The sequence below is a fragment of the Chromobacterium haemolyticum genome (assembly GCF_002081825.1).
In the GTDB taxonomy this organism is placed as follows: domain Bacteria; phylum Pseudomonadota; class Gammaproteobacteria; order Burkholderiales; family Chromobacteriaceae; genus Chromobacterium; species Chromobacterium fluminis.
Genome location: NZ_MUKU01000016.1, coordinates 59,255 through 74,971, shown reverse-complemented (window position 1 = coordinate 74,971; position 15,717 = coordinate 59,255). Strand labels below are relative to the sequence as shown.

Genomic DNA, 15,717 nt, shown 5'->3' with positions numbered 1-15,717 from the left:
CGACCCTGGTTGCCGCCTGTTTTTTTGCGTATTTCCGCGTTTAGGCAGATATATCGACAAAACCGCGTTCCAATCACATTAAAACGAAAGCAAAATGTTGTATTTTTGTTCGTTTATAATTATTCTGGGTAGGATGGCATCGCTGGGGCGCTGAACGCGCGCCAGTGAGGGAACAACGCCCCTGGAAAGAAAGAGGTAGGGAAGATGGCAGTGGAGATTTACGACCTGATGGTGATCGGCGGCGGCATCAACGGCGCCGGCATCGCGCGCGACGCGGCCGGACGCGGCCTATCGGTGATGCTGTGCGAAAAGGACGACCTGGCCGCGCACACCTCCTCCGCCAGCACCAAGCTGATCCACGGTGGCCTGCGCTATCTCGAGTACTACGAGTTCGGCCTGGTGCGCAAAGCGCTGCAAGAGCGCGAAGTGCTGCTCAAGGCCGCGCCGCACATTATCTGGCCGCTGCGCTTCGTGATGCCGCACGACAAGAACCAGCGCCCGGAATGGATGATACGCTGCGGCCTGTTCCTCTACGACCACCTGGCGCGCCGCGAAGTGTTGCCCGCTTCCGAAACCGTCAGCTTCGCCAGCCACCCGGCCGGCCAGCCGATCAAGCCGGCGTTCAAGCGCGGTTTCGTCTACTCCGACGGCTGGGTGCAGGACGCGCGGCTAGTGGTGCTCAACGCCAAGGACGCCGCCGAACGCGGCGCGCGCGTGCAGACCCGCACCGCCTGCGTCGGCGCCCGCCGCGACGGCGAACACTGGCTGTGCGAGCTGCAGGCCGAAGACGGCAGCCGCAGCCAGGTGCGCGCCCGCGCCTTGGTCAACGCCGCCGGCCCGTGGGTGGAAAGCCTGATCAAGGACACGCTGGCGCTGCCGTCTAGCAAATCCATCCGCCTGGTCAAGGGCAGCCACATCGTGGTCAAGAAACTGTTCGACCACCCCTATGCCTATATCTTCCAGAATCCGGACAAGCGCATCATCTTCGCGATTCCCTACGAGCAGGATTTCACCCTGATCGGCACCACCGACGTGGAATACCACGGCGATCCGGCCAAGGTGGCGATAGACGATCAGGAAGTGGCCTATCTGTGTCAGATGAGCAACCGTTACTTCCAGACTCAGATCCGCCCGGCCGACGTGCTGTCCACCTACTCCGGCGTGCGCCCGCTGCTGGACGACGAGGCCAGCAACGCCGCCAGCGTCACCCGCGATTACTCGCTGGAAATGGACCTGAACGGTGCGCCGCTGTTGTCGGTGTTCGGCGGCAAGATCACCACCTTCCGCAAACTGGCGGAAGAAGCGGTGGACAAACTGGCGCCGCTGCTGGGCAACCGCAAGACCACCTGGACCGCCGACGCGCCGCTGCCGGGCGGCGACATGCCGGGCGCGGATTTCGAGCGTTTTCTGCTAAGCCTGAGTCAGCAGTACCCGTGGCTGCCGGAAGCGCTGGCGCGGCGTTGGGCGCGCGCCTACGGCACCCGCGTGGCCAGGCTGATAGGCGAGGCCGCCGGCCTGGAGCAATTGGGCGCGGAACTGCTGCCCGGCTTGTACGAGGCCGAGCTGCGCTACTTGGCGGACGAAGAATGGGCGACGCGCAGCGAGGACATCCTGTGGCGCCGTTCCAAGCTGAAACTGCACCTGCCGGCACACGCCGCCGAGGTGATCGATGCCTGGTTGCAGGGCCAGAGCGCCGCGCGGGAACAGCGGCTGACCGCCTGAGTCAAGGCGGCTTCAAGCCAGAACAGCCCGGCCTTGCGCCGGGCTTTGTCTTTGCCGGCGACAGCCATGCGCGCTTGAACGAGTATCGATGGATTTATCCACAGCCATACCTGAAAATCGAATTCATCCACAGCGCTGGCAAATGGGCCGGTTTTACTCCGCCGCGGCTATTTCGGCCGGCCTGGTCCATCCTGTACGGGCCTTGCCGCGTCAAAGCTGCTACTCTGTCTTTTTCTAGCCTGAAGCCAGGCGCACCGTAAGCGCCTGTTCAAAGTCTCGCGAGCAAGGGCGAGACAAGGCGAAAACAAGCAAAAAAGAGAAATGTACAGGGGCATATGAGCATTTTGAGCTTGTTTTCAACGTCGTATCGCCAATGCGCAGCAGATCGTAAACAGGTTCTAAGATCGATGGGAGGCCTTATGTCCGTAAAACGTCCATTTCGTCGCCGTGATGACGCCGTTGGCCAGGCGGAGTCGCTGAAGGAACCCTCCTTCGCCGTCTGCCTGCCGCCGCGCTTGCGTCTGTACTGTCTGGCGGTGCCGGCCAATGCCGGCGATCACGAGGCTTACCGGATGGGGCGCGAGTTTGCCGGCCATTACATTGCACACGTGGCGGACCATCCCTGCGCTACGGAGGATTCCCTGCTCGCGCGCATGGCTGAGTATGCCGATTTCACCGCGGAAGGGCTGGAGGGTGAATACTGGGCCGGTTTCTTCTCGCTGCTGGAAGAAGCGGTGCTCAGCGCCGCCGAGTTGCTGGACGCGGACGGCAATATGGGCAGCGGCTCCATTCATTGATCCCGCGCGATGCCGGCTTGAGCAGGTCCCGTTCGCGGGGCCCCGCTCATTGCCGTGAGGCGATTCAGTCGCGCTAATACCCCAGCAAAAAAACGCGTTTCCCCTTTGTCCGCGGCGGGCCTATGCTGACACGGATTCAACCGTGGAAAGCCCGATGATGCAGATTGCCCTGAGCCCCGCCTTATTGTCCCGCCTGCCGCAGATCCAGGTGAGCGGCTTGATCGCGCGGGATATAAACGCCGCCGCCTTGCCGGCGCGGCTGCCGACCTTGCCGGAACCGGAGCGCGATCTGGACGAGTTGTTGCAAGCCTGGAAACAGTTGTACAAGGACTTGCCTGGCGACAAGAAAGCGCGCTGCTCGCTGGAATACCTGGTCAAGGCGGCGCAAAAGGACAAGTTGCGCAGCATCCTGCCGCTGGTGGATTTGTACAACCAGGCGTCCTTGCTTAGCCTGAGTCCGTTTGGCGGCGAGGACATCGCCAAGCTGGGCGGCGTATTGCAATTGGACCTGGCCATCGGCGACGAGCCTTTTCTGCCGCTGGGGCGGGATCAAGCGGAGACGCCGCAAGCGGGCGAGGCGGTATGGCTGAACGGTGAACGACAGGTGGTGTGTCGCAGTTTGAACTGGCTGGAATCGGACTTGTTCAAACTGGACGCCGGCAGCCGCGACGTGGTCTTCGTCAGCGAGCGGCCGGACGGCGCTTTTCCTTCCGGCGCGGCGGGCATGGACTGGCTGGCCGAGCAACTGCGGCCGCATGCCGGGCGGCTGGTCCGTTTCGAACTGGACGCGGCGCGGGCGAGCTTTGAGCTAGCGGCTGTGGATAAAGTGGCGTGATGACGTGAGCCTGTGGGTAAGCTTTGCCGCCGGCTTGGCGAACCGGATCTCGCCGTTCGCCATTTCTCCGGGGCGGTAAACTGTGGATAAAACGGCAGGATAAGTTTTCCTGTGGATAAATGAAAAAGGACGCGATCGCGTCCTTTTTGCTTATGCGCTGCCGTTGTTCACACCGTCTCGGCCTGGGCCTGCGCTTGCGCCGCCAGCCGGGGCAAGGCCTGGTCACGGGCGTCGAATAGATGACAGTGCTCGGCGTCCAGCGTCAGGCGGCAGCCGCTGCCTGCCTGTGGCGCACTGTCCTGGCCGCCCAGTTTGACGGCGATGGGCTCGGCCACGCCGTCGGCCTGGACGTAGACGATCTGCACATCGCCCAGGTGTTCGACCAGCTGCACCGTCGCCGGCACGCCGGCGTCGGCGAAGCGCAGGTGCTCGGCGCGCACGCCCAGGGTGACGGCGTCGCCGGCGCGGCCTTGACACGGCAGGCTAAGCTGCTTGCCGCCGGGCAGTTCCAGCGTCAGGCCGGCGGGCGTGTCCGCAACGATGGCCGCCGGCAGGAAATTCATCTTGGGCGAGCCGATGAAGCCGGCGACGAAGCGGTTGGCCGGGCGTTGGTACAGCTCCAGCGGTGTGCCCACCTGCTCGATGCGGCCGGCGTTGAACACGGCGATGCGGTCGCCCATGGTCATCGCTTCCACCTGGTCGTGGGTGACGTAAATCATGGTGCTGCCCAATTCCTTGTGCAGCCGCGCCAGTTCGATACGCATCTGCACCCTGAGCGCGGCGTCCAAATTGGACAGCGGCTCGTCGAATAGAAACACTTCCGGCTTGCGCACGATGGCGCGGCCGATGGCCACGCGCTGGCGCTGGCCGCCGGACAGCGCCTTGGGCTTGCGGTCCAGCAGGTGTTCGATCTGCAGCGTCAGCGCCGCGCGGTGCACGGCGGCGGCGATTTCGGACTTGCTCTTGCCGGCCAGCTTGAGGCCGAAAGCCATGTTTTCCCGCACCGTCATGTGGGGGTAGAGCGCGTAGCTCTGGAACACCATGGCCACGCCGCGCTTGGACGGCTGGATGTCGTTGGCGAGCTGGCCGCCTATCCACAGTTCGCCGGCGCTGATGTCTTCCAGGCCGGCGATCATGCGCATCATGGTGGATTTTCCGCAGCCGGACGGGCCGACGAAAACCATGAATTCGCCGTCGCGGACGGCGAGGTCCACGCCGTGGATGACGGCGTTGTCGTCGTCGTAGACTTTCTGAATATTGCTGAGCTTGAGGTGGGCCATATCGAATCCTTTTATTGCAAGCGCGCCGGCAGCGCGCCTGCGGCTTCTATCTCGCCGGCCAGCCATTGGGCGACGGCGTCCAGCGCGGCGTCGGCGAAGCCGTAGCTGATCAGCGCCGGCGCGTCGAGATCGGCGGCGGCGTAGGGGTTCCACAAGGCCAGGTGCAGATCCGGCCGCCATTCGGCGCGTTCGCGCGCGCCGTAGCGCTCGCGGGTGGTGGAGGCGACCACGGTGTAGCGGCCGTCCTGAGGCAGCCGGCGCCAGTCCAGTTCCTCGCGCCGCTGGTAGCGGATCACTTCCAGGCTGAAGCGGCGCGACAGCCGGGCGATCAGCGCGTCGGCGGACAGGCCGGCCTCGGACACGCCGTCGGACGGCGCCTGGTCCTGCACCACCAGGCGCAGTATGGCGCCCACCGGCGGGCGTTGCGGCTGGCCGTGGGCGGTCAGCGCGCGGCGCCAGACGTCGGCGAACAATTCGGCGTCGGCGGCGCGCTGCGCCGCGCTGTAATCGCGCTGGCGGCTAGGGTAGCGCCGGATCAGCGCGTCCACGCGCGCAGCCGCTTCCTGTAGCCGCGCCTCGCTCAGCCGGCCGGCGGCAACGGCGGCTATCAGCGCCTGCTTGCTATCCTCCATTTCGTCCTGGAATTGCAGCACCAGGCTGAGGTCGGCGCCGGCGGCCAGCGCCTGGGCGCTGCCCTGGGCCTGGCCCCAGCGTTCGCGGATGGCCTTCATATTCATGCCGTCGGTGATCATCACGCCTTGGTAGCCCAGCTGTTCGCGCAGCAGTTGTTGCAGGATGGCCGGCGACAGCGTGGCCGGCCAGTCCGCGTCCAGCGTCGGAAAACGGATGTGGGCGCTCATCATGCCGGGGGCGAGGTCGGCCAGCGCGGCGAACTGTGACAGCTCGTAATCGCGCAACTCGGCCTTGGGCTTGTCTACCACAGGCAGATCCAGATGGGAGTCGGTGTGGGTGTCGCCGTGGCCGGGGAAGTGCTTGACGCAGCAGGCGACGCCTTCGGACAGATGGCCGCTGATCCAGGCGCGCGCCAGTCTCGCCGCCTTGAGCGGGTTTTCGCCGAAGGAGCGTTCCGAGATCACCGGATTGTCGGGGTTGTTGTTGAGGTCCAGCACCGGGGCGAAATTCCAGTTCACGCCCAGGCTGGCCAGGCCGCGCGCCACCGCGGCGCCTACTTTCTCGGCCAGTTCCGCGTCGTCCACCGCGCCCAGCGCCATCGCCGACGGCGCCGCCGGCAGGAACAGGGTGCGCATCACCGCGCCGCCTTCCTGGTCCATGCCGATCAGGATGTCTTCGCCCAGCGCGCATTGCAGATCGGCGATCAACCGGCGGATGCTGGCCTCGTCCGGCACATTTCGGCGAAACAGGCAGATGGCGCGCGCGCCCAGCTGTTGCAGGAAGGCGGCTTCGTCCTCGCCCAGGCGCGGGCCGGCCACATCCACCATCAGCGCCTGGCCGGCCAGTTGTTGCAGGGTGTCGCTCATTTGACGGCTCCATCGAATCCGCGCAGGAAGTAGCGCTGGGTGAACAGGAAGACCAGCAGGATGGGCAGCACGGTCAGCACCGCGCCGGCGGCCACCACCCGGGTTTTGAAACTGAAGGCGCCGGACAGGTAGAGCACGCCCACCGACAGCGGGAATTTGTCCGGGCTGGACATCACGATGGACGGCCAGATGTATTGGTTCCACGCCGACACCATGGTGAGTATGGTCAGCGCCGCCAAGGCCGGGCGCGACAGCGGCAGCATGATTTTCCAGAAGATCTGCCAGTCGCCGGCGCCGTCGACGCGGGCGGCGTCGATCAAGTCCTGCGGCACCGCCTCAAAGGCCTGCTTCATCAGGAAGATGCCCACCGCCCCCGCCAGCGTGGGCAGCACCACGCCGCTGTAGCTGTCGGTGAGTTGCAGCTTGGACACGGTGATGAAGTTGACCAGGAAATTGACTTCGCTGGGCAGGATCATGGTGGCGAGGATGGCGCCGAACACCAGCTTGCGGCCGGGAAAGCGCATCCGCGCCAGCGGGTAGGCGGCCAGCGCGCTGACCAGCAGGGTGCCGGCCACGGTGGCCAGCGCGATGATGACGGAGTTCTTGTAGAAGGCCAGCAGATCGATGCTGGACACCGCCTCCTTGAAGTTGTCCAGGCCGGGGGCGCTGGGCAGCAAGGGAGGCGGGAAGGCGAACACATCGCCCTCGGTGGACAGCGCGGTGACCAGCGTCCACCAGAACGGGTAGACGGTGACGACGGCGATCAGGCTCAGCACCAGATAGTGCAGGCCGCGGCCGGCCAGCTTGCTCAGCCGGGCGCTGTGGCGGCGGGCGGCGGGCGCGGCGAGGGTGGCGGTGTTGTGCATGGCGTTTCCTTAAGCGTCGCGCGGCTGCAGATAGCGGAAGTTCAACCACGCCAGCGCCACGCAGAACACCGACATCACCAGGCTGGCGGCCAGCGCGCGGCCGAAGTTCAGCGATTTGATGCCGAACTCGTAGGCGTAGAACAGCGCGGTGTAGGTGGATTGCATCGGCCCGCCCTTGGTCATGATCTGTACCTCCTCGAAAGCCTTGACCGCGGCCAGCACCGACATCACCGAGCACAGCAGGATGGTGGGCGCCAGCAGCGGCACGGTGATGCGCCAGAAGCGCTGCCAGGCGTTGGCGCCGTCCAGTTGCGCGGCTTCGTAGATATCGGCCGGCACCGCTTGCAGGCCGGCCAGGTAGAGCACCATATACCAGCCCAGGCCGCGCCAGACGGTGATGAACATCACCGCGAACAGCGCGATGCGGTCGTCGTTGAGCCAGCCCACCGGTTCGTTGATCACCCGCAGCCAGTGCAGTGCGGCGTTAAGCACGCCGTCCTCGGTATACATGAAGTTCCAGATGATGCCGATTACCGATACCGAGGTGACCACGGGCAGGTAGTAGGCTGCGCGGAACCACTTGATCGCCGGCAGCTGGTTGTTGACCAGCACCGCCAGCAGCATGGCGACGACCTGGATCACCGGCACCACCAGCAGGTAGACGGCGGAATTTTTCAGCGAGGCCAGGAACAGTTCATCGCCGAACAAATCGCGGAAATTGTCCAGGCCCACCCAGCGTGGGCTGTCGATCAGATTGTACTGGGTGAAGGCGATGAAGCTGCCGAAGCCCACCGGCCAGAAGGAGAACGCCAGCATCAGCAGCAGCGCCGGGGCCAGGAACAGATAGGCTTGCAGCGTGGTCTTGGTGCGCATGGGCAGAACCTTGTGACGTAGCGGCAGGCCGGCGCCGGGATGCGGCGTCGGCCTGCGGGTTGCGGGGCGGCGGCGTTTGGGACGCCGCCGCGTTCAAGCGCGTTTTACAGTTTGCCGCTCCAGAACGCCGCGGCCTCGTCCAGTGCGGCCTTGGGGTCCTGGCGGCCGGTGACGGCTTTCTCCACCGCGGCGGCCAGGCGGGCGGACAGCACGTCTGGGTCCTTGACGCCGGCCAGGTAGATGGTGCGGGTCTTGTCCAGGCTGGCGGCGGCCACGCCGACGGCTTTTTCCGCCGCGCCAGCGTCATTGGCCACTTTCTGGAAGTAGGGGTCCTGCGCCGCCTTGCGCGCGGTAGGCAGGGTGCCGGCCAGCTTGGCGAAGGCGAGCTGGTTGTCGGCGTTGGTCAGGTAGTTGCCGAACTTGCCGATCTCCGGCAGCAGCGCCTTGTTGACGTTGCGCGCCACGCCGAAGTTGAACATCCAGCCGCCGGCGGCGATGCCGGTGGGGCCGATGGGCGCCGGAGCCACTTGGGTGGACTGGTAGAGCTTGGGCGCTTCGTCGCGCACCCGGGTCAGCGAGGCCGGGGTGGTGACCAGCATGGCCATGCGGCCGCTGTTGTAGGCGGCGATGGATACCTGGAAGTTGTCCTGGGCGAACAGATTGTCCTTCAGCAGCGCGCCGGACTTGTAGGCGTCGCCCAGTTTTTTCAGCATGGCCACGTGGGCCGGGCTGTTGAACACCGGTTTGCCGTCCTTGAGCAAGGGCAGGCCGTTCTGGATCAGAAAGCCTTCGATCTTGGTGGGGCCTAGCGCCGGGGCGAAGCCGGCGACGCCGGTTTTGGCCTTGATGGTTTTGGCGTAAGCCAGCTGCTCGTCCAGCGATTTGGGCGGCTTGGCCGGGTTGAGGCCGGCTTTCTTGAACAGTTCGGCGTTGTAGGCGATGACGTTGGCGCCGTTGTAGTGAGGGAAGGCGTAAACCTTGCCGTCGAAAGTGACGTCCTTGATCGCGCCGTCCACGTACTGGCCCTTGTTGATCACGCTGTCCAGCGGCTGCAGCAGGCCGCTTTGCTTGTAGTCGTAAGCCCAGGGCACGTTCAGGTTGACCAGGGCCGGCGGTTTGCCGGCGCCGACGGCGGCGGTGAACTTGGACTGGATCACGTCCCAGGGGTAGTCGGTCCATTTGATTTCGACATTGGGGTTCTGGGCGTTGTATTTGCCGACCAGATCCTTGAAGTAGCCGTCGAATTTGGGCGACAGGCTCATAGTCCACACTTCCAGCACCGGCTTGTCGGCGGCTAGCGCCGGCAGGGCGACGGCGCAGCCGGCGGCGAGCAGGGCGGCGCGAGCGAAGGCGTTGAGTTTCATGATGGTTTCTCCATGGGGGCCGACGTCGGCGTCAACCGTGGCGGCCGGGGTGCAATTTTATGCTATTTGAATTTCTTGTTGCCGCATTGTGGCATTGAAGTGGTGTCAATGAAAGCGAGACCAGTTCAATGCCAGTGAGCCGGCGGCAGGACGGGCGATAGGACGCCCGGCTGGCCGCGCGGATCAGAAGGTCTTGCTGTAGGAGGCGATGACTTTCACGTCGTTGCGGTCGGATTTGCCGTAGAAGCCGTCGGTGCGCAACCAGGCCGGATAGACGCCGATGCTGGCGCCCTTGAACATGCCGCTTTGCACGCTGTAGCCGATGCTGAAGTCCACTTCATGGGCCTTGGTATCGGCCTTGCCCGGGTTTTTCATCCCGGTGGCGTAGTTGCCGGACAGGCCCACGGTCAAGCCGGGCACGCCCACCTTGGCCAGGTCGTAGTTGACGCCCAGCTTGTAGACGGTGGTGCCGTCCCAGACGAAGTCGTCCAGCTGGCCCCAGGTCTGGATGAAGTTGCGGTTGTCGCTATTGCCCCACGGCGTCATGCGGAAGTTCAACTCGCCGGAGTCCGGGGCCTTGGTGTAGCCCAGGCCGCCCATCAGCGTCCAGCCGTTGGTGGCGTAGCTGACGCTGCCGCTGGCGTGGTATTCGCTCTTGGGGTTCTGGAAGCCGGAGAGCTGAGTCTGGTACTTGCCGGTGAAGTAGTAGCCGGTGGCGGTCAGCTTGTCGTCGCCGTTGAGCTGCCAGGAGTAGGAGCCGGCGATCTGGGCGTTGCGGCGGTAGTCCTTGCCTTCGCCTACGCCAACGTCGACGAAGCCGTTTTTGGGCGCGTAGCGGAAGCCCAGGCTGTTGACGTAATCGACTCGTTTGGCGGTGCTGCCGTTGCTGCGGCCCTGCTCCCAGGAATTGGTCATGTCGCGGAAGCGGGTGTCCCACTCATTGCGGAATTGGTCGGCCCAGCCGTAGCCCACTTCGAAGTCGCCGAACTTGTATTTCATTTCCACGCCCCGGTAGGCGTGGGATTGCAGGCCGCCGGAGGTGCCCAGGGTGCCGATGCCTATCGGGGTGTAGCCGGCGCGGGCGGAGAAGCCCTGGCCGTCTTCGTGCTGACGGAATTTCAGCGCGGCCTGGCTCAACACCGCGGCGCTCTTGTCCACGCCGCCGGGCTGGGAGCTGTCGTTGACGTCGTGATTCAGCACTTCCGACCAGCCTTTGCCGCTGTCCAGGCGGATGGCGGCGTGGGCGGCGGCGTCGAAGCCCAGCTTGTTCCAGGCGTAGCCGGAACGGAAGTTCAGGCCCAGGTTGAGCGCGTTGACGGTGATGTCGTCGCGGTTTTTGCCGTTGGGCGGAGCGGGCCAGTCCGCTTGGCGGTTGCGGCCGTAATAGATGGCGCTGACGGTGGTTTCGGACTTGGTGATCAAGTCGTAGACGTCCACCGGCTCGAAAGTGGCCGGCGCGCCCTGGGTGGGTGAGGTGTCGTTAGTCGGAATCGAGTCTTCCGCCGCCATGACGACACAGGGCAGGGCGGTCAACAGTAGTAGGGCAAGCTTGGTCGGCTTAGGCATTTCAGTCACTCCAATCACGTGGCGACACCTCTGTTGGATGTCCTGCGCTAAAACTATCTGGTCTTTTACTGGCTCTCAATTGGTATCTCATTGGTATTGCAAAATAATTCGTCATATTGTTGCAATGCTGCCATGCACATGGGTTTCCCTGAAATAGCCGCTTATTGGCGCAAGATCGCCGCCAAATGCAAATGAAAGGCATCTGCTTTTTGTTTTTGCGAACGAAATTTGTAGCGCCAACGAATGATTGGCCGTGGAAACTATGCGTTTTCAGTCGCAATAGTGTGTGCGAGAACGGTGAGTGTTCGCTTATCGACATTGTTGCTATGCAGCATGGCGTTGCGGCGAAGGTAAGCGCCGGCTGACCCATAGGCCATGGGGCATTGCCAGACTAAAAAAAAGCCTGGCAAGTGCCAGGCCAAGTGCGGAGAGGGGGTAAACGGGGTTTCAGCCGGCGGCCGCCAAGGAGTGGCCGGTTTGCAGCGGTGTTTCTTCGCTTTGGCTTTGGCCGGCCTGCGGCAAGGTGAAATAGTTGATGCTGGATTGCAGCTCGTGCGACATCTGTTCCATCTGGCTGGCGGAGTCCGCGGTTTGGTTGGCGGCGGCGCTGGTTTCCTCGGACATCTGCGCCACTTTCTCCACATTGGCGGCGATGCCGGTGCCGGTGGCCTGCTGCTCGTGCAGCGACACCGAAATCGCGCTCAGCGACTGTTTGACCCTGGCCACCTTGTCGTTGATGCCGGTGATGGCTGCGCGCGCGTCGCTGGCCTGCTGCAGTCCCACTTCCATGTGGTCCACGGTGTGGTGGATGTTCTGCACCACATGGGCGCTGCTATCCAGCATTTCGCGGATGCTGGCGCCGATTTCGGAGGTGGACTGGGCAGTGCGCTCGGATAGCTTGCGCACTTCGTCGGCCACCACGGCGAAGCCGCGGCCCTGTTCGCCGGCGCGCGCGGCTTCAATGGCGGCGTTCAGCGCCAGCAGATTGGTTTGGTCGGCCACGTCGCGTATTACCTGGATCACATTGGAGATCTGCTGCGAGCGGCTGCTCATCAGGTCGGCTTGCGCCTGCGAGGCGCGCGCCATGTCGGCCACCGATTCTATGGTGTGCAGGGTTTGGTCGATGATGGATTCGCCGCGGGTGGCCAGGTCGCCGGTGGAGACGGATTCGGTGGCCACGTCGGTGGTGTTGTCGTCCACCGAGCAAATGCTGACCGACAATTGTTCCACCGAGGCCGACATCGACGAGGCGGCCCGGGTCTGTTCCTCGGCGCTGGCGGCCACCTGTTCCGCCGCCGCCGCCAGCTCGGTGGCGTTGGCGCTTAGCTGGCTGATGATCTGTTGCATGGCGCGCACCATGCGGATCAGCCCGCTTTGCATGCGGGCCATTGAGGCGACCACACTGTGCTGATCGCCTGCCTTGACCTGCAGCCTTTGGCTGAGGTCGCCGTTGGCGATGCGCTCGGTCAGCGCCACCACATCGCGCGGCTCGCCGCCCAGCTCGGCCATCAGCGAGCGGATGATGATCAGCGACAGCACGGCGCCCAGCGCCACGCCGCAGATCAAGAGCGCGATGGCGACGACGCGGCTGGCGGCGGCGCGCTCCTGCGCCTTGACAAACTCTTCCGCCGCCACTCGCAGCTGCAAGTCGATCAGCGCGGCGATGCGGTTGGCGATGGGATCGATGGCCGGGTACATTTCCTTGTCCAGGAAGAGTTGCATCGCGGCGCGGTCCCCGGACTGGGCCAGGCTTTTGAGTCGGGCCACGCTGGCGTCGGCGTGGCGCATCGCCGCCTCTGCCTGGTCGGCCAGGGTTTTTTCCTCATCGGTCAGATAAGTGGCGCGGTAGTCGCCCCATTGTTTTTTCAGCGCCACTTGCGCGGCGTCTATGCCGCCGAGAAAACCGGCCGCGTCGATGGCGCCGGCATGCAGTTTGTGCGCCCCATCGACTATGCCGACAGCGTAGCTGTCGGCCACGGTTTTCAGCTGCTTCAGGCAGACCACCCGGTCGTTGTAGGTGGTGGCGAAGTCGTCGAGTATGCCTTTTTGCGCGTGCTGGCCAAACAGGCTGATCAGAATAGTGATGGCCAGCAGGGCCGCGACGAGCGCGCTTAGGCGCTGGGCGATGGTCAGGCGGTTGAACATGACGCTCTCCGAATTAGCTTTTGCATGCATAAAACCGATTTTGACTATTTGGAGGTGTAGACGCGGCATGTGACGGTGGCATGGCAAGGCCGTGATCCCGAGGCTGAACTTAAAAGCCGCTGCTGCAAATTTCTACCTATAACTCCATGATTCCGTTATAATTCCGCCCCTTTGCGGCCGCCATAGCCCGACGCGGCCACCTATACTAAATGTCAGGAAACGCCATGAGCCTGTTGTCGCACCAAATCGAGTTGCTATCGCCCGCCAAGACCGCCGAAATCGGCCGCGAGGCTATCTTGCACGGCGCCGACGCGGTGTACATCGGCGGGCCCAGCTTCGGCGCGCGTCACAACGCCTGCAACAGCGTGGAGGACATCGCCGGCCTGACCGCGTTCGCGCACCGCTACCACGCGCGCATCTTCGCCACGCTCAACACCATCTTGCACGACGCCGAACTGGAGCCGGCGCGCAAGCTGATCTGGCAGTTGTACGACGCCGGCGTGGACGCGCTGATCATCCAGGATATGGGCATCCTGGAACTGGATCTGCCGCCCATCCAGCTGCATGCATCCACTCAGTGCGACATCCGCACGCCGGAAAAAGCGCGTTTCCTGTCCGACGCCGGCTTCTCCCAGGTGGTGCTGGCGCGCGAGCTGACGATTCCGCAAATCCGCCAGGCTGCCGACGCGGTGGGCGACGCCGCCACCATCGAATACTTCATTCACGGCGCGCTGTGCGTGGCCTTCTCCGGCCAGTGCTATATCAGCCACGCCGACAACGGCCGCAGCGCCAACCGCGGCGACTGCTCGCAAGCCTGTAGGCTGCCGTACACGCTGACCGACAAGGACGGCGGCGTGGTGGCTTTCGACAAGCATTTGCTGTCGATGAAGGACAACAATCAGAGCGTTAATCTGGAGGCGCTACTGGACGCCGGCGTGCGTTCCCTGAAGATTGAGGGCCGCTACAAGGACGTGTCCTACGTGAAGAACATCACCGCCCACTACCGGCTGCTGCTGGACGAGATCATCGAACGGCGGCCGGAACTGGCGCGCGCCTCCAGCGGCGACAGCGAGATCTTCTTCGCGCCGGACCCGGACAAAACCTTCCACCGCGGCGGCACCGATTACTTCGCCACAGGTCGCAAGATCGACATCGGCGCTTTCGATTCGCCCAAATTCGTCGGCGTCGGCCTGGGCGTGGTCAGCAAGGTGGGACCGGACTGGCTGGAGATCGCCACTTGCGAAACCATGAGCAACGGCGATGGCATCAACTTCATGAAGAAGCGCGAAGTGGTGGGCGTGCAGGCCAATACCGTGCAGCAAGTGGGCAAGACCGCGGACGGCGAATTGTTGTGGAGGGTGTTTCCCAACGACGCCTCGGTGCTGGCCGGCCTCAAGCCGGGCGTGGACATCTGCCGCAACCGCGACCACGCCTGGGAGCTGGCGCTGTTGAAAAAGTCCGCTGAGCGCAAGGTGGGCGTGTGGATGACGCTGGCCGAAAACGCCGAAGGCCTGGAATTGAGCATCACCGACGAGGACGGCGTCAGCGCCGTCGCCTGTAGCCCGCTGGCGCTGGAGCCGGCCAAGGATGCGGAGAAGGCGCTGGGCGGCCTGCGAGACAATCTGGCCAAGCTGGGCAACACCATGTTCGTCGCCCACGATGTAACGCTGCAACTCTCTCAGCCGTGGTTCGTGCCCGCCTCTGCGATCAACGCCTTGCGCCGAGACGGCATCGCCCGGCTGGAGGCCGCGCGCTTGCAGGCCTGGCCGCGCCAGCCGCGCAAGGCGGCGCTGCAGCCGCCGGCGCCGTATCCGGAAAAGACGCTGAGCTATCTGGCCAATGTCTATAACAACCTGGCCTGGCAGTTCTACCGCAAGCACGGGGTGGAGGTCATCGACGCTGCTTACGAGGCGCATCAGGAAGAGGGCGAGGTCAGCCTGATGATCACCAAGCACTGCCTGCGTTTCTCCTTCAACCTGTGTCCGAAGCAAGCCAAGGGCGTGAAGGGCGTGATGGGCCAGGTGCGCGCCGATCCGATGACGCTGAAATCCGGCAACGAGACCTACACATTGAAGTTCGAATGCCGGCCTTGCGAGATGCATGTGATGGGCAAGATGAAAAAGCACATCCTGAAGGCCGCGCCGCCAAGCGAGGTGCCGTACTCCGCGCCCTTGACCTTCTTCAAGCAGCGTCCGCAGTCTTGAGCGCTGGATTGCCGATCTGAAACGGTCGGTGAGTCGATTGCGGCGGCGGCGGCGAGGCGCGTAAAATGCGCCTCTTTCCTTTTTTCCTATCCGGAACAATCCTTTAATACATTATCGCCGGCCACGCCGGCATCACGGGGAATCAAACGTGGCCGACATTGAGCGCCTGGACACCTGGGTCAAATACAAGAACGGTTTGTGCGACGACTGCATGGGCAGCTGCTGTTCCATGCCGGTGGAAGTGCGGCTGCCGGATCTGGTGCGCATGGGCGTGGTGGACGAGTTCGAGTTGGAAGAGCCGATCAAGAACATCGCCAAACGTCTGGAAAAGCAGCGGCTGATCCAGCACTTCAATTTCAAGCGGGAACTGTTCACGCTGGCGAGGCGTGCCAACGGCGACTGCATGCACCTGGATCAGAAGACCCGTTTGTGCGGCATTTACGAGCGGCGCCCCAATACTTGCCGCAACCATCCCAAGGTGGGTCCCAAGCCCGGCTTCTGCGCGTATACCCGCAATCCTCAGAAGATCGCCTTCCATCGCAACACCACGGCGTGAACGCTGTTTC

The 15,717-nt window shown here is 63.9% G+C and carries 12 protein-coding genes; 5 read left to right on the top strand and 7 right to left on the bottom strand.

The window, feature by feature from the left end:
* The first annotated feature begins 204 nt into the window (after positions 1-204).
* The 3 genes from glpD to B0T39_RS13790 all read left to right on the top strand — a co-directional run bounded on the left by glpD (position 205) and on the right by B0T39_RS13790 (position 3,354).
* Positions 205-1,722 carry a glycerol-3-phosphate dehydrogenase gene (glpD, locus tag B0T39_RS13800; protein WP_081547543.1) on the top strand — a complete coding sequence of 506 codons (1,518 nt, stop codon included), beginning with the start codon at positions 205-207 and terminating at the stop codon, positions 1,720-1,722.
* 419 nt (positions 1,723-2,141) lie between these two features.
* Positions 2,142-2,519 carry a hypothetical protein gene (locus B0T39_RS13795; RefSeq protein ID WP_081547541.1) on the top strand — a complete coding sequence of 126 codons (378 nt, stop codon included), beginning with the start codon at positions 2,142-2,144 and terminating at the stop codon, positions 2,517-2,519.
* 154 nt (positions 2,520-2,673) lie between these two features.
* Positions 2,674-3,354, top strand: a complete 681-nt coding sequence (locus B0T39_RS13790; protein ID WP_081547539.1) for a B3/B4 domain-containing protein — start codon at positions 2,674-2,676, stop codon at positions 3,352-3,354.
* A gap of 167 nt (positions 3,355-3,521) precedes the next feature.
* On the opposite strand, the gene B0T39_RS13785 is transcribed toward B0T39_RS13790, so the two are convergent.
* The 7 genes from B0T39_RS13785 to B0T39_RS13755 all read right to left on the bottom strand — a co-directional run bounded on the left by B0T39_RS13785 (position 3,522) and on the right by B0T39_RS13755 (position 12,947).
* On the bottom strand, positions 3,522-4,634 hold the full coding sequence (locus B0T39_RS13785; protein ID WP_081547537.1) for an ABC transporter ATP-binding protein: 1,113 nt from the start codon (positions 4,632-4,634) through the stop codon (positions 3,522-3,524).
* Positions 4,635-4,645: 11 nt separating this feature from the next.
* Complete coding sequence (gene nagZ / locus B0T39_RS13780; protein WP_081547535.1) at positions 4,646-6,133, bottom strand: beta-N-acetylhexosaminidase; 1,488 nt, start codon at positions 6,131-6,133, stop codon at positions 4,646-4,648.
* Positions 6,130-6,999, bottom strand: a complete 870-nt coding sequence (locus B0T39_RS13775) for a carbohydrate ABC transporter permease (RefSeq protein WP_081547533.1) — start codon at positions 6,997-6,999, stop codon at positions 6,130-6,132. Before B0T39_RS13775 ends, nagZ begins: the two co-directional genes overlap by 4 nt.
* A gap of 9 nt (positions 7,000-7,008) precedes the next feature.
* Entirely contained in the window at positions 7,009-7,872 is an 864-nt protein-coding gene (locus B0T39_RS13770) for a carbohydrate ABC transporter permease (RefSeq protein ID WP_081547531.1), read from the bottom strand.
* Between the two features lie 104 nt (positions 7,873-7,976).
* Entirely contained in the window at positions 7,977-9,236 is a 1,260-nt protein-coding gene (locus B0T39_RS13765) for an ABC transporter substrate-binding protein (RefSeq protein ID WP_081547529.1), read from the bottom strand.
* A 183-nt stretch (positions 9,237-9,419) separates the two neighbouring features.
* A complete protein-coding gene (locus B0T39_RS13760; RefSeq protein WP_081547527.1) occupies positions 9,420-10,802 on the bottom strand; it encodes an OprD family outer membrane porin in 1,383 nt (460 codons plus the stop codon).
* Positions 10,803-11,249: 447 nt separating this feature from the next.
* Positions 11,250-12,947, bottom strand: a complete 1,698-nt coding sequence (locus B0T39_RS13755) for a methyl-accepting chemotaxis protein (protein WP_081547525.1) — start codon at positions 12,945-12,947, stop codon at positions 11,250-11,252.
* Positions 12,948-13,171: 224 nt separating this feature from the next.
* Here B0T39_RS13755 and B0T39_RS13750 point away from each other — a divergent pair, with 224 nt between their 5' ends.
* Together B0T39_RS13750 and B0T39_RS13745 are read left to right on the top strand one after the other, a co-directional pair.
* Entirely contained in the window at positions 13,172-15,151 is a 1,980-nt protein-coding gene (locus tag B0T39_RS13750; RefSeq protein WP_081547523.1) for a peptidase U32 family protein, read from the top strand.
* 148 nt (positions 15,152-15,299) lie between these two features.
* Positions 15,300-15,707 (top strand): YkgJ family cysteine cluster protein, encoded by a 408-nt coding sequence (locus B0T39_RS13745; protein ID WP_081547521.1) that lies wholly within the window; start codon positions 15,300-15,302, stop codon positions 15,705-15,707.
* The last annotated feature ends 10 nt before the right edge of the window (positions 15,708-15,717 follow it).